This window comes from Micromonospora sp. NPDC051300, assembly GCF_044455315.1.
Taxonomy (GTDB): Bacteria; Actinomycetota; Actinomycetes; order Mycobacteriales; family Micromonosporaceae; genus Micromonospora; species Micromonospora robiginosa.
Map to the genome: position 1 here is coordinate 212,547 of NZ_JBITEP010000002.1, position 13,308 is coordinate 225,854.

Consider the following 13,308-nt stretch of genomic DNA (forward strand, 5'->3'; position numbering starts at 1 on the left):
GAGTCGGACGAGGAGGCGCGGTGGGCGGGCACACGGTCGCGGTGATCGGCGCGGGCAAGATCGGCGAGTTGATGCTCTCCGGGCTGCTGCGCTCCGGCTGGCCGGTGGAGCGGCTGCTCGCCACCGCGCGCCGGCCGGCCCGCGCGCAGGAGCTGACCGAGCGCTACGGCGTCCGGGTGGTCGACAACCCGACCGCGGTCGCCGAGGCCGACGTGCTGGCCGTCTCGGTCAAGCCGCAGGACGCCGCCGCGCTGCTCGACGAGATCGGCCCGAAGATCCCGGCCGGCAAGCTGGTCATCTCGCTCTGCGCCGGCCTGCCGACCGCCTTCTTCAACCGCCGGCTGCCCGAGGGCACCCCGGTGGTCCGCGTGATGACCAACACCCCGGCCCTGGTCGACGAGGCGATGACCGCCATCTCGCCGGGCGCCCACGCCACCGGCGCGCACCTGGCGCTGGCCGAGGAGATGTTCTCCCCGCTCGGCTCGACCGTCCGGGTGCCCGAGTCGCAGCAGGACGCGGTCACCGCGCTCTCCGGCTCCGGCCCCGCCTACTTCTACCTGCTGGTCGAGGCCATGATCGACGCCGGCATCCTGCTCGGCCTGCCGCGTCAGGTGGCACACGAGCTGATTGTGCAGACCGCGATCGGCTCGGCGGTGATGCTGCGCGACTCCGGCGAGCACCCGGTGAAGCTGCGCGAGGCGGTCACCTCGCCGGCCGGCACCACCATCTCCGCGATCCGCGAGCTGGAGAACCACGGCGTACGCGCGGCCATGCTGGCGGCGCTGGAGGCGGCGCGCGACCGCGCCCGCGAACTCGCCGCCCAGGTGTAGGTCGCGCTCCGCTCGCGTGCCCCATACTGGCCCGGTGTTCACTCTCGCCCAGGCGCGACACCTGGTGGCCACCCTGCGCCCCCGCGTCGACGAGCTGATCAAGTTGCGGGCCGACCTCGCCGAGCTGCGGGTCGACCTGGCGGACCACGGCGTCAGCGCGCTCGGCGGGCTCGCCGAGGTCAAGGCGCTGGAGGCTCGGCTGCACGCCGTGGTGGAGGAGTTCCACCAGCACGAGATCGAGGTCAAGGGGATCGCCCCGGTGCTGCTCGACTTCCCGGGTGAGCGCGACGGCCGGGCGGTGCTCTGGTGCTGGCTGGAGGGGGACACCGACGTCCGCTGGTATCACCGGGTGGAGTGCGGCTTCGCCGGCCGCCGCCCGGTCTGAACGCCGCCGGTCCGACCCGGCGACCGGTCATGGCCGGCCGCCGGGTCGGCGTGGGTCAGCTGTCCGCGTAGCGACGGGCGGCGGCGAGGGCGGCGCGCAACCGTCCCGCGCCGGCCGGCGCCGGCCGCTCCCAGTCGCCGTCGGCGGCGTAGAGACCGGCGTACGCGGCGGTGTCGCGCTGGAACCGCCAGCCCTCGGCGAGCGGCCCGACGTCGAGCGTGTCGTAGCCCAGCGAGTCGAGGAACGCGGTGACGGTGGCCTTGGCCGCGTCGTCGTCGCCGGCGATCGGCAGGGTGGTGCGGTCCGCCGCGCCGGCCGGGCGGCCCAGGGTGCGCAGGTGCGCGAAGTAGATGTTGTTGAGGCCCTTGACCACGCGTGACTCCGGCAGGTGCCGCTGGAGCAGTTCGCTTGTGGTGGTGGACTCGTCGTCCAGCTCGGGGAGGTGCCCGTCGCGGTCCGGGTAGTAGTTGTTCGTGTCGATCACGATCTTCCCGGCGAGCGGCGCGGCGGGCACCTCGCGGTAGGCCCGCAGCGGGATCGTGACGACCACGAGGTCGCCGGCGTCCGCCGCCTCCGCCGCGGTCGCCGCCCGGGCCCGCGGCCCCAGTTCGGAGACCAGGTCCTGGAGCGTCTCCGGGCCTCGTGAGTTGCTGAGCACCACGTCGTGGCCGACGTCCACCGCGAGCCGGGCCACCGTGCCGCCGATGTTGCCGCTGCCGATCAATCCCACAGTCGTCATGTCCGGTGCCAACCACCGTGGCGTGCCGTGGCATTCCCGACCGCGGCGGTAGGTTGTCCGCCTTGGCGAAAACCTTCACTCGCGCGCCGGAGAGCGGCATCGATTTGTATGGACAAGTCTCTATGGACGTGGACTGCCAATCGATGATCTTCCGCGTTTGGGGATCTTATTGATATCAATCTCACACCACCACTTCCCCACCCCAGGAGTGCGACGTGCGGAGATCCCGTCTTGCCACCCTCGCCCTGACCCTGGCCGCCTCGGTCGGGCTCACGCTGTCCCTGGCCGCCCCCGCCCAGGCGTCCCCGTCCGACCGTTACGTCGCGCTCGGCGACTCGTACGCCTCCGGCGTCGGCGCCGACAGCTACACCTCCGAGAGTGGCAACTGTCTACGCAGCACCAACGCCTACCCGGCGCTCTACAACGCCAACATCCGACCGGCCTCCTACCGCTCGGTCGCCTGCTCCGGCGCCACCACCGCGGACGTGATCAACAGCCAGCTCTCCGCGCTCTCCTCGACCACCACGCTGGTCAGCGTCACGATCGGCGGGAACGACGTCGGCTTCGCCAACATCATGAGCACCTGCGTGCTCCAGGGTGAGACGCAGTGCGTGGCGGCGGTGAACGCGGCCATGAACGTGGCCCGCACCCAGATGCCGGGCCGGCTCGCCAACGTCTACAACGGCATCCGCGGCCGCGCCCCCTCGGCCCGCGTCGTGGTGGTCGGCTACCCGGTCTTCTACCAGCTCGGCACCGTCTGCGTCGGGCTCACCGCGACCTCGCGGGCGAAGATCAACGAGGGCATCAACCTGCTCGACGACATCACCCGGACGGCCGCCACCTCCGCCGGCTTCACGTTCGCCGACGTCCGGTCCATCTTCGTCGGGCACCAGCTCTGCAGCTACGGGACGAAGTGGCTGCACGCGTTGAACGTGCTGAACCTGACCATCTCCTACCACCCGACCGCCGCGGGGCAGTCCGGCGGCTACTACCCGGTCTTCCGGTCGGCGGCCGGCTGACCGGCGCACCCGATCCGCGAGCGGCATGCCTCCGGCGAGGCATGCCGCTCGCGCGTGCGCTCAGGCCGGGAGGACCTTCTCGATCGCGGCGCGCAGGGCGGGATCGTCCGGCGTCACCTGCGGGGCGAACCGGGCGGCCACCGCGCCGTCCGGCGCGACCAGGAACTTCTCGAAGTTCCAGCGCACGTCGCCGGTGTGCCCCTCGGCGTCCGGGGTGGACACCAGCTCGGCGTAGAGCGGGTGCCGGTCCGGCCCGTTGACGTCGACCTTCTCGGTGAGCGGGAAGGTGACGCCGTAGTTGACCTGGCAGAACTCCTCGATCTCCGCGGCCTCGCCCGGCTCCTGGCCGGCGAACTGGTTGCACGGCACCCCGAGCACGGTCAGCCCGCGCCCGGCGTAGCCGTCGGCGAGCGCCTGCAGGCCCGCGTACTGCGGGGTGAGGCCGCAGCGGGAGGCCACGTTGACCACCAGCAGGGCGCGGCCGCGGTAGCTGTCGAGGTCGGCCGGACCGCCGGTGAGGGCGGCGATGGGTACGTCGAAAACGGTCATGCGACGAGGCTACGGGCCGCCGCGCGGCTCGCCCCGCGCCACCCGTGAAATCGACGCATCTACATCTTGACGAACTGATGACGGCGTGAGTAGCGTCTCAGCAATCAATTTGGAAAGTTTCCTAACTATTGGGGAGACGCCGTATGAAGAGATCGCTCCGCCGGGCCCTCTGGGCCACCGGCGCCGTGGTCGCGCTCGCGGTCGCCGCGGTGCCCGTGACCACCGCTTCGGCCGCCGGCAGCGTCACCGCCACGTTCACCAAGGTGCAGGACTGGGGGACCGGTCACGAGGGACGGGTCACCGTCACCAACGGCACCGGCGCGAGCGTGAACGGCTGGCGCATCGAGTTCGACCTGCCCTCCGGCACCTCGATCAGCAGCTCCTGGGACGCCGACGTGACCCGCACCGGCGACCACTACGTCGCGGTCAACAAGAGCTGGGCCGGGTCGCTCGCGCCCGGGGCCAGTTTCAACTGGGGCTACAACGGCACCGGGGCGTACAAGGGGCCGCTGAACTGCACCGTCAACGGCGGCTCGTGCGCCGGCGGCGGCACCCCGCCGACCACCGCCCCGCCCACCACCACGCCACCGACCACCACGCCGCCGACGACGGCGCCGCCCACCACGCCGCCGCCGACCACGCCGCCCCCCACCACCACGCCGCCGACCGGTGGCAAGAAGGTGGTCGGCTACTTCGCCGAGTGGGGCGTCTACGGCCGCAACTACCACGTCAAGAACATCCACACCAGCGGCTCGGCCGCGAAGCTGACCCACATCCTGTACGCCTTCGGCAACACCACCGGCGGGCGGTGCAGCATCGGTGACAGCTACGCCGACTACGACAAGGCGTACACCGCGGCGGACAGCGTCGACGGCGTCGCCGACACCTGGGACCAGCCGCTGCGCGGCAGCTTCAACCAGCTCCGCAAGCTGAAGAAGATGTACCCGAACCTCAAGGTGCTCTGGTCCTTCGGCGGCTGGACCTGGTCGGCCGGCTTCACCCAGGCCGCGCAGAACCCGGCCGCGTTCGCCGACTCCTGCTACTCGCTGGTCAAGGACCCGCGGTGGGCGGACGTCTTCGACGGCATCGACGTCGACTGGGAGTACCCGAACGCCTGCGGCCTCCAGTGCGACGCCAGCGGCCCGAACGCGTTCAAGAACGTGGTCTCAGCGCTGCGGACCAAGTTCGGCTCCAGCTTCCTGGTCACCGCGGCGATCACCGCCGACGGCAGCAACGGCGGCAAGATCGACGCGACCGACTACGCCGGCGCGGCGTCGAACCTCAACTGGCTGATGCCGATGACGTACGACTACTTCGGCGCGTTCAACGCCCAGGGGCCGACCGCCCCGCACTCGCCGCTCTACTCGTACACCGGCATCCCGCAGCAGGGCTTCTGGTCCGACGCGGCGATCCAGAAGCTCAAGTCCAAGGGCGTGCCGGCCAACAAGCTGCTGCTCGGCATCGGCTTCTACGGCCGGGGCTGGACCGGGGTGACCCAGACCGCTCCCGGCGGCACCGCCACCGGCGCGGCGCCCGGCACCTACGAGGCCGGCATCGAGGACTACAAGGTCCTCAAGAACACCTGCCCGGCCACGGCCACGGTCGGCGGCACGGCGTACGCGAAGTGCGGCAGCAACTGGTGGAGCTACGACACCCCGGCCACCATCGGCGGGAAGATGAGCTACGCCAACACCCAGGGCCTCGGTGGCGCCTTCTTCTGGGAGCTCTCCGGAGACACCAGCAACGGTGAGCTGATCGGCGCCATCAAGGGCGGTCTCGGCTGAGCCGAGGCCGACGCACCAACCCTCGGCCTGGCTGAGGGCCGACGCACCACCCACCCGGCGGGGAGGGGCCGCACCGGCCCCTCCCCGCCCGCGTGCTCAACCCCGGGCGGCTCGTTCCCGGTGCTCGCCCGGGGACAACCCGTGGGCGGCCCGGAACGCGCGGCTGAAGTGCGCCGGGTGCGCGAACCCGCACCGCCGGCCGATCTGCGCGACGCCCAGCCGCCGCAGCCGCGGGTCGCTCAGGTCCCGGGCCGCCCGCTCCAGGCGGCCGGCGCGGATCAGCCCGCCGACCGTCGTACCGGTGCCCTCGAAGAGCCGGTGCAGCGACCGCAACGACAGGTGGTGCGCCGCCGCGACGGCGGCCGGGGTGAGCGTCGGATCGGTCAGGTGCTGCCGGACGAACGCGGTCACCCGGGCCCGGAGCGCGGTGATCCGGGTGTCCACCGGCAGGTCCCGCGCGACGTCCAGCCGCCCGGCCAGGGTGCCGGCGATCAGGTCCAGGGCGATCCGGTCGAGGTGCGGGGCGTCACCCGCCGCGTACTGCTCCGGGTGTGTCACGATCCGCCGCAGGAACGCGGCGAGCAGCGCGCCCATCCCGGTCCGGGCCGGGATCTCGGCGGCGCACAGCTCCGCCAGCCGCTGCGGGGCCAACGGCAACGCCCGGTGCGGCACCAGGACGGTCAACGTCTCCACCGCGCCCGGCGTTCCGTCGTCCGGCCGCAGCCGGGAGCCGTGCGGTCGGACGGTGTCGACGAGCGCGAACGCGGACTTCTCGAGCGGTCCCTCGCGGCGCTGCTGGGTCACCACCCCGCGCCCGGACAGCGGCAGGGCGAGCTGGTACAGCTCCGGGTCGGTGCTGTCGATCATGTGCGCCGGCCGGGTGAACTCCAGGGACGGGTAGCGCCAGACGCCGAGGCGCAGCGTGCCGAGATCGACCACGCGGGCCGAGGCGGTGAAGTCGTCCGCGTACGCGCTGCGGATGGTGGCCGTCGACGACTGCCGCGCGACGAGGTCCTGCCAGAAGTCGAACCGCTCGGCCGGCGGCAGCCCGGCCGTGTCGACGGACGTCACGGTGAGGATGGCTCGTCACCTCCGGTGCGGGCGCGGTCCGGTGCCGCCGCGCCATCCGAGACTAGTGATCGTCGAGCCGGGGCGCGGCCGGCGGGCGTGCCGCCTGGCCGGGCCGGGCGATCGAGGCGAGGATGGAGGCCGGCGACCGGCGCACCGTGCGGTGTGACAGACTCGCCGGTCGAGCACGCCGCGACGCCGATGGGAGGGACCGATGGGTCAGCAGCACCGGAGGGTGGCGACCGCCGCCGTCCTGCTCGCGCTCCTGCCCGCCGGCCTGGCCGCCTGCGGCTCGGGCGACGAGGGTGGGGGCGCCCCCGTGCCCACCGGTCGGGCGCCCGCCGAGGAGGCCGCCGCCAAGAGCCGGGAGCGGGTCCAGGCATACCTGGACGCGCTGGCCGCCCGGGACGCCGCCGCCGGCCGCAGCCAGCTCTGCGCGCCCATGCAGGCGGCCTTCGACACCGCCGCCACCGGCCCGAACGGTGACTTCGCCGACCACTTCACGGTGCCGCAGGCCACCATCACCGACGTCCGCACCGGGCCGCGCGGCCAGGAGGTCAGCGCCTCGATCACGGTGGCCGCCGGGACGCGAAAGGCCACCCGTTCGCTGCTGTTCACGGTCACCCGCACCGGCGCGGACTGGTGCATCGCCGGCGAGGCGCCGGGTGGCAACTCCGCCCGGCCGGCCGGCACGCCCTGACCTCCGGCCGGCTGTGGCGCCGGTCTCCCACGCACCGGAACCGTCCCCCTCGGAATCGAGCGGGCCGGGCGGTCGCCGTACGCTTTCCTGCATGCGCCATGAGTGGCATCAGCTGAGTTACCCCGCCGTGGGCAGTCCGGGTCTGCAGACCAGCCGCCCGACCGCCGACTCCGCCGAGGACGTCGCCCTCGGCCTCGACCGCTGGCGGGAGCTGCCGCGTGCGCAGACCCCGCCCTGGGACGATCCGACGCAGGTCGCCGGGGTCTGCCGGGTGCTGGACACGGTGCCGTCGGTGGTCGCGCCCTACGAGGTCGACCAGTTGCGGCGGCGGCTGGCCCTGGTCTGCGAGGGCAAGGCGTTCCTGCTCCAGGGCGGTGACTGCGCCGAGACCTTCGTCGACAACACCGAGAGTCACCTGCTGGCCAACGCCCGCACCCTGCTCCAGATGGCGATCGTGCTCACCTACGGCGCGTCGCTGCCGGTGGTCAAGGTGGCCCGGGTCGCCGGCCAGTACACCAAGCCCCGGTCCCTGCCCACCGACGCGCGGGGCCTGCCGGCCTACCGCGGCGACATGATCAACTCGCTGGAGGCCACGCCGGAGGCGCGGGTCGCCGACCCGCAGCGCATGATCCGCGCGTACGCCAACTCGGCCGCCGCGATGAACATGCTCCGGGCCTACCTGGCCGGCGGGCTGGCCGACCTGCACGCCGTGCACGACTGGAACAAGGACTTCGTCCGGCAGTCCCCGGCCGGGGAGCGTTACGAGGCGATCGCCCGGGAGATCGACCGGGCCATCGCCTTCATCCGGGCCTGCGGGATGACCGAGGAGGAGGCGCTGCGCACGGTCACGCTCTACTGCTCGCACGAGGCGCTGGCGCTGGAGTACGACCGGGCGCTCACCCGCATCTCGGACAGCCGCGCGTACGGGCTGTCCGGGCACTTCCTGTGGATCGGCGAGCGGACCCGGCAGATCGACGGCGCGCACATCGACTTCATCTCCCGGATCGCCAACCCGATCGGCGTCAAGCTCGGCCCCACCACCACGCCGGACGAGGCGATCGAGCTGTGCGAGAAGCTCAACCCGGAGAACGTCCCCGGCCGGCTCACGCTGATCAGCCGGATGGGCAACCACCGGGTGCGCGACGCGCTCCCGCCGATCGTCGCCAAGGTCACCGCCGCCGGCGCCAAGGTGGTCTGGCAGTGCGACCCGATGCACGGCAATACCCACGAGTCCTCCAACGGCTACAAGACCCGGCACTTCGACCGGATCGTCGACGAGGTGCTCGGCTACTTCGAGGTGCACCGCGGCCTGGACACCCATCCGGGCGGCCTGCACGTGGAGCTGACCGGCGAGGACGTCACCGAGTGCCTCGGCGGCGCCCAGGGCATCGAGGACCTCGACCTGCCCGACCGGTACGAGACCGCCTGCGACCCGCGACTCAACACCCAGCAGTCGCTGGAGCTGGCCTTCCTGGTTGCGGAGATGCTCCGTGGCTGACGCGAGGAGTGAGCTTGCGAGCCCCGCAGTCGGCGGCCGGAGGAACACTGTGGCTGACGCGAGGAGTGAGCTTGCGAGCCCCGCAGTCGGCGGCCGGAGAAACACTGTGGCTGACGCGAGGAGTGTGCCCGTGATCGACCTTCGGACCGACACCGTGACCCGGCCGACGCCGGCGATGCGGGAGGCGATGGCCACCGCCGAGGTGGGCGACGACGTCTACGGCGAGGACCCCACCGTGGCCGCGCTCGAGGCCGAGGTGGCGGCCCGGTTCGGGCACGAGGCGGCGCTGTTCGCCCCGAGCGGCTCGATGGCCAACCAGCTCGCCCTGCAACTGCTCGTCCCGCCCGGCGACGAGCTGCTCTGCGACGCCGACGCGCACGTCGTCACGTACGAGGTGGGCGCCGCGGCTGCGTACTCCGGGATCTCGTCGCGGACCTGGCCGGCGGTCGGCGCGGCGCTCGACCCCGACGTGGTCGTCGGGATGATCCGGCCGGACGGCTACTTCGCGGTGCCCACCCGGGCCATCGCCGTGGAGCAGACCCACAACCGGGGCGGTGGCGGGGTGATCCCGCTGTCGACGCTGCGCCGGCTGCGCGGGGTCGCCGACGAGCACGGGCTCGCGCTGCACTGCGACGGGGCCCGGATCTGGCACGCGCACGTGGCCGACGGGGTGCCGCTCGCGGACTACGGCGCGCTCTTCGACACGCTCTCCGTCTGCCTCTCCAAGGGGCTCGGCGCGCCGGTCGGCTCGCTGGTGGTGGGCAGCGCCGAGAAGATCGCCCGGGCCCGGTTCCTGCGCAAGCGGATGGGCGGCGGCATGCGGCAGGTAGGCATCCTCGCCGCCGCCGGCCGCCACGCGCTGGCGCACCACGTCGAGCGGCTCGCCGACGACCACGCCAAGGCGGCCCGGCTGGCCGAGGCGGTCGCCCCGCACGGCGTGCTCGCGAGCGAGGTGCGGACCAACATCGTGCCGCTGGACCTGACCAAGCACCCGCTCGACGCGCACGCGGTCGCCGCCGCCGCCCGGGCGGAGGGCCTGCTGATCTCGGTGCTCGGCCCGCGTACCGCCCGGCTGGTCACCCACCTGGACGTCACCGACGCGCAGGTCGACCACGCCGCGGAGATCCTGGGCACCGCGCTGCGCGCCTGACCTCCCGCCCGGCGGGGGTCAGGGGTGGAGGCGCCGGAGGGTGGCGATGTCGGCGGCGTGGCCGATGTGCTTCTCGGTCGGCGTCTCCACCAGCACCGGCACGCCGGCGGTCGCCGGGTGGCGCATCAGCTCGGTGAAGGCCGGCTCGCCGATGTTGCCCTTGCCGATGTTCTCGTGCCGGTCCCGGGTGGAGCCGCACAGGTCCTTCGAGTCGTTGGCGTGCACCAGCCGCAGCCGGTCGGCGCCCACGGTGGCGACGAGCGTGTCCAGCGTCGCGGTCATGCCACCCTCGACGGCCAGGTCGTGCCCGGCGGCCCAGGCGTGGCACGTGTCGAAGCAGACGCCGAGCATCGGGTGCCGGTCGACCGCGTCCAGGTAGGGGCCGAGGTGCTCGACCCGGGAGGCCAACGACCTACCACCCCCGGCGCTCGGCTCGACGAGCAGCATCGGCCCGCCGGCCGCCGCCGTCTCGTCCAGCAGCGGCAGCAGCGACTCCCGTACCTGCCGCAGCGCCGCCTCCGCGTGCCCGGCGTCGACCGCGCTGCCGGCGTGGAACACGACGCCCTCGGCGCCGATCGCCCGACCCCGGCGCAGCGCGTGGGCGAGCGTCTCCGCCGACCGGTCCACCGTGGCCGGGGTGGGGGAGCCGAGGTTGACCAGCAGCGAGGCGTGGATGAAGACGGGCAGGCCCCGCTCGCCGCAGCCGTCGCGGAACAGCGTGTCCTGCGCCGGGTCGCCGGCCGGCAGCGCCCAGCCTCGGGAGTTGGAGACGTAGACCTGCACGACCTCCGAGCCGGCCGCGTCGGCGTACGGCAGCGCCGCCCGGGCCAGCCCGCCGGAGGTGGGGGTGTGCGAGCCCACCCGGCGGCGGTCGCCCGCCACCCGCCCCGCGCTCACAGGGTTCCCTTCGTTCGCGACTGCGGGGCTCGCAGGACCGGCTCACTCCTCGCGCTCACAGGGTTCCCTTCGTTCGCGACTGCGGGGCTCGCAGGACCGGCTCACTCCTCGCGCTCACAGGCAGGTCACCGTGACCGTGGTGCCCGGCGGGACCGGGGTGTTCTCGGCCGGGTTCTGCAGCCGGGCGATGCCGTTCGGGTTGAGCTGGACGTTGACCGGGAAACCCTGGCTCTCCAGCGTCTGCTTGGCCTGCTGACAGGGCATGTCGATGACCCGGGGGACGGCGACCTGGGGCGGGCCCTTGCTGATCTCCAGCTTGACCTTGGCACCCTTCTCCACGCCGGTCCCGTCGGCCGGGCTCTGGCCGAGGATCTCGTCCTTCGGCTTGTCGGAGTCCTTGGGGGTCTCCTCCGGCGTCAGTCCGAGCTTCGCGAGGATGCCACGCGCCTCGTTGATGTTCTTGCCGACCAGGTTGGGCACGGTGACCGGGGCGCGGCCCTTGCTGAGGATCAGGGTCACCTTCGACCCGGGCTTGACCACCGTGCCCACCTTCGGGTCGGTGGCCAGCACCACGCCGGCCGGCAGCGCGTCGTCGTAGCGGGAGGCGCCCTTGGCGGGCACCAGCTTGGCGCCGCTCAACTCGGTCTGCGCGAGGTCGTAGTCCTTGCCGACCACGTCCGGCACCGGCAGCCGCTCCGGCCCGAGCGACAGCGTCAGGGTGATCGTGCCGCCCTTGACGATCCGGGCGGCCGAGCCGGGCGCCTGTCCGAGGACCGTGTCCTTCGGGACCTTCTCGTCGTAGCGGGGGTCGGCGTAGCGCAGCGTGAAGCCGCCGCGCTGGGCCTGCGCCTCGGCCTCGGCCTTGGTCATGCTGACCAGTTGCGGCGCGACCGTGTAGCGGCCCACCCCGAACCACCAGCCGCCGATCGCCGCGACGAGGCCGAGCACCACGACCGCCGCGGCGACGGCCAGCCGGCCGCGCGGCGAGCCCATCACCCGGGTACGCAGGGCGGCCAGCCGGGCGCCCAGCCCTTCCGGCTCGTCGGCCCGGCGTCGGTGCGGGCGCTGCCCGCCGCCGCCCTCGGGCAGCCGGGCCCAGGCCGGCCGCTCGGCCGGGCGGACCGCGGCCACCACCTGGGTCGGCTGGCTCAGCACCGCCGTGTCGTCGCTGATCTGGCGCAGCACGGCGGTGTGCGCGTGCGGGTTGCCCAGCTCGTCGCGGGCCGCCTGGACCTGGGTGAGCATCGCGCCGGCGTCGGCCGGTCGGGCGGCCGGGTCCCGCCGGGTCGCGCGGGCGACGAGCGCGTCGAGGACCGGCGGCAACGCCGGGACCAGGGTCGACGGCGCCGGCACGTCGCGGTCGACGTGCTGCCAGGCGACCTCGACCGGGCGGTCGCCGTCGTAGGGCACCCGGCCGGTGAGCATCTCGAACAGCACGATGCCGGCGGAGTAGACGTCGGTGCGCGGGTCCGCGTGCCCCTGGGTGACCAGCTCCGGCGCGACGTAGGCCACGGTCGCCATGAGCTGGTTGCCGTTCTCCTCCTCGGCGCTGGCCTCGACGGCCCGGGCCAGGCCGAAGTCGGCCACCTTGACCACGCTGTCGACGAGGTTGCCGCTGCCGCCGGCGGGCGCCTCGGCGACCAGCACGTTCTCCGGCTTGACGTCGCGGTGCACGAGCCCGGCCCGGTGCGCGGCGGCGATCGCGGCGAGCATCTGCTCGGTGATCGTGAGCGCCTCGTCCGGGTCGAGCCGGCGCCGCTCGGCGAGCACGTCGCGCAGCGTGCGCCCGCGGACGTATTCCATCACCAGGTAGGGCAGGCCGGCGTGGATGCCCTGGTCGTAGACCGCGACCACGTTCGGGTGGGTGAGCCGGGCGATGGTCTTCGCCTCGTCGGTGAAGCGCTCGACGAAGCCGGCCATCCGGGCCCGCGCCTGCGGCGCCTGGGTCGGGTGAATGATCTTGACCGCCACGGTGCGCTCCAGGCGCTCGTCGGTGGCGGTGTACACGGTCGCCATGCCGCCACGGGCCACGCGACCGCGAATGCGGTAGCGCCCGTCGAGCAGCGAGCCCAGCAACGTGTCGGCGACCTGTGTGTCCATCGGCAGGCAGTCTATGTGTCGGGACGGTGAAGGTTGAACAGGATGCTACCGCCGGCATCCGACGAGGGGGGACCGGCACGCGCGCCGGACGGTTCCAGGGGTGCCGTGCACCCGGATGCAGGGGCGCGTGGCAGGGTGGTCGGGTGACCGATTCCGTACCCGCCGAGACCGGCGCCGACCTGCCCGGACCGACCGACCCGGCCGGTTGGCTGACCCTGCCGGACGTGGCCGAGCGCCTCGAGCTGTCGATCAGCAAGGTGCACCAGATGATCCGGGACCGCGAGCTGCTCGCGGTGCGCCGCGACGGCGTCCGACGGATCCCGGCCGAGCTGGTGGCCAACCACAACGTGCTCAAGCACCTACCCGGCGTGCTCAACCTGCTCGCCGACGCCGGGTACGACGACGAGGAGGCGTTGCGCTGGCTCTACCGGGAGGACCCGAGCCTGCCCGGCACCCCGGCCGCCGCGCTCGCCGGCGACCTGGCCCGCGAGGTCAAACGCCGAGCCCAGGCCGTAGCCTTCTGACCCCCACCCCGGGCCGCCACGCGGTCGATCATGAAGTTGGCGGCTGAGTCGATCTCCGATCCGGC

Annotated in this window: 13 protein-coding genes; 8 read left to right on the forward strand and 5 right to left on the reverse strand. The window is 73.2% G+C overall.

Going from position 1 to position 13,308, the window contains the following annotated elements; all coding sequences use genetic code 11:
- The first annotated feature begins 20 nt into the window (after window positions 1-20).
- Together proC and ACIA5A_RS04075 are read left to right on the forward strand one after the other, a co-directional pair.
- The gene (proC, locus tag ACIA5A_RS04070; RefSeq protein ID WP_396756194.1) at window positions 21-830 is read left to right on the forward strand and encodes a pyrroline-5-carboxylate reductase; all 810 of its coding nucleotides are present in this window, start codon (window positions 21-23) and stop codon (window positions 828-830) included.
- A 34-nt stretch (window positions 831-864) separates the two neighbouring features.
- Window positions 865-1,215, forward strand: coding sequence for a DUF2203 domain-containing protein (locus ACIA5A_RS04075; RefSeq protein WP_396756196.1), 351 nt, complete (start codon window positions 865-867; stop codon window positions 1,213-1,215).
- A gap of 55 nt (window positions 1,216-1,270) precedes the next feature.
- Here the strand turns inward: ACIA5A_RS04075 and ACIA5A_RS04080 are convergent, their stop codons facing one another.
- Window positions 1,271-1,954 carry an NADPH-dependent F420 reductase gene (locus ACIA5A_RS04080; RefSeq protein ID WP_396756198.1) on the reverse strand — a complete coding sequence of 228 codons (684 nt, stop codon included), beginning with the start codon at window positions 1,952-1,954 and terminating at the stop codon, window positions 1,271-1,273.
- Window positions 1,955-2,169: 215 nt separating this feature from the next.
- On the opposite strand from ACIA5A_RS04080, the gene ACIA5A_RS04085 reads away from it, so the two are divergent.
- Entirely contained in the window at window positions 2,170-2,973 is an 804-nt protein-coding gene (locus ACIA5A_RS04085) for an SGNH/GDSL hydrolase family protein (protein WP_396756200.1), read from the forward strand.
- A gap of 60 nt (window positions 2,974-3,033) precedes the next feature.
- On the opposite strand, the gene ACIA5A_RS04090 is transcribed toward ACIA5A_RS04085, so the two are convergent.
- Window positions 3,034-3,522: a glutathione peroxidase gene (locus ACIA5A_RS04090; RefSeq protein ID WP_396756202.1), complete on the reverse strand. Its 489-nt coding sequence runs from the start codon at window positions 3,520-3,522 to the stop codon at window positions 3,034-3,036.
- Window positions 3,523-3,665: 143 nt separating this feature from the next.
- On the opposite strand from ACIA5A_RS04090, the gene ACIA5A_RS04095 reads away from it, so the two are divergent.
- Complete coding sequence (locus ACIA5A_RS04095; protein WP_396756204.1) at window positions 3,666-5,306, forward strand: glycosyl hydrolase family 18 protein; 1,641 nt, start codon at window positions 3,666-3,668, stop codon at window positions 5,304-5,306.
- Window positions 5,307-5,402: 96 nt separating this feature from the next.
- On the opposite strand, the gene ACIA5A_RS04100 is transcribed toward ACIA5A_RS04095, so the two are convergent.
- Window positions 5,403-6,377 carry a helix-turn-helix domain-containing protein gene (locus ACIA5A_RS04100; protein WP_396756206.1) on the reverse strand — a complete coding sequence of 325 codons (975 nt, stop codon included), beginning with the start codon at window positions 6,375-6,377 and terminating at the stop codon, window positions 5,403-5,405.
- A gap of 211 nt (window positions 6,378-6,588) precedes the next feature.
- On the opposite strand from ACIA5A_RS04100, the gene ACIA5A_RS04105 reads away from it, so the two are divergent.
- The 3 genes from ACIA5A_RS04105 to ACIA5A_RS04115 all read left to right on the forward strand — a co-directional run bounded on the left by ACIA5A_RS04105 (window position 6,589) and on the right by ACIA5A_RS04115 (window position 9,722).
- Window positions 6,589-7,074: a hypothetical protein gene (locus ACIA5A_RS04105; RefSeq protein WP_396756208.1), complete on the forward strand. Its 486-nt coding sequence runs from the start codon at window positions 6,589-6,591 to the stop codon at window positions 7,072-7,074.
- Between the two features lie 91 nt (window positions 7,075-7,165).
- The gene (locus ACIA5A_RS04110; protein WP_396756210.1) at window positions 7,166-8,572 is read left to right on the forward strand and encodes a class II 3-deoxy-7-phosphoheptulonate synthase; all 1,407 of its coding nucleotides are present in this window, start codon (window positions 7,166-7,168) and stop codon (window positions 8,570-8,572) included.
- 130 nt (window positions 8,573-8,702) lie between these two features.
- The gene (locus ACIA5A_RS04115) at window positions 8,703-9,722 is read left to right on the forward strand and encodes a threonine aldolase family protein (RefSeq protein WP_396756212.1); all 1,020 of its coding nucleotides are present in this window, start codon (window positions 8,703-8,705) and stop codon (window positions 9,720-9,722) included.
- A gap of 18 nt (window positions 9,723-9,740) precedes the next feature.
- On the opposite strand, the gene ACIA5A_RS04120 is transcribed toward ACIA5A_RS04115, so the two are convergent.
- Both ACIA5A_RS04120 and pknB read right to left on the reverse strand, forming a co-directional pair.
- Window positions 9,741-10,604 (reverse strand): deoxyribonuclease IV, encoded by an 864-nt coding sequence (locus tag ACIA5A_RS04120; protein ID WP_396756502.1) that lies wholly within the window; start codon window positions 10,602-10,604, stop codon window positions 9,741-9,743.
- Window positions 10,605-10,733: 129 nt separating this feature from the next.
- A complete protein-coding gene (gene pknB, locus ACIA5A_RS04125; RefSeq protein ID WP_396756214.1) occupies window positions 10,734-12,719 on the reverse strand; it encodes a Stk1 family PASTA domain-containing Ser/Thr kinase in 1,986 nt (661 codons plus the stop codon).
- Between the two features lie 143 nt (window positions 12,720-12,862).
- On the opposite strand from pknB, the gene ACIA5A_RS04130 reads away from it, so the two are divergent.
- On the forward strand, window positions 12,863-13,243 hold the full coding sequence (locus tag ACIA5A_RS04130) for an Rv2175c family DNA-binding protein (protein ID WP_396756216.1): 381 nt from the start codon (window positions 12,863-12,865) through the stop codon (window positions 13,241-13,243).
- Window positions 13,244-13,308 lie beyond the last annotated feature (65 nt).

Coding starts and splice junctions, on each gene's coding strand:
- ACIA5A_RS04110 (WP_396756210.1), top strand. CDS start 7,166: ATGCGCCATGAGTGGCATCAGCTGAGTTACCCCGCCGTGGGCAGTCCG.
- ACIA5A_RS04090 (WP_396756202.1), bottom strand. CDS start 3,522: ATGACCGTTTTCGACGTACCCATCGCCGCCCTCACCGGCGGTCCGGCC.
- ACIA5A_RS04080 (WP_396756198.1), bottom strand. CDS start 1,954: ATGACGACTGTGGGATTGATCGGCAGCGGCAACATCGGCGGCACGGTG.
- ACIA5A_RS04095 (WP_396756204.1), top strand. CDS start 3,666: ATGAAGAGATCGCTCCGCCGGGCCCTCTGGGCCACCGGCGCCGTGGTC.
- ACIA5A_RS04105 (WP_396756208.1), top strand. CDS start 6,589: ATGGGTCAGCAGCACCGGAGGGTGGCGACCGCCGCCGTCCTGCTCGCG.
- pknB (WP_396756214.1), bottom strand. CDS start 12,719: ATGGACACACAGGTCGCCGACACGTTGCTGGGCTCGCTGCTCGACGGG.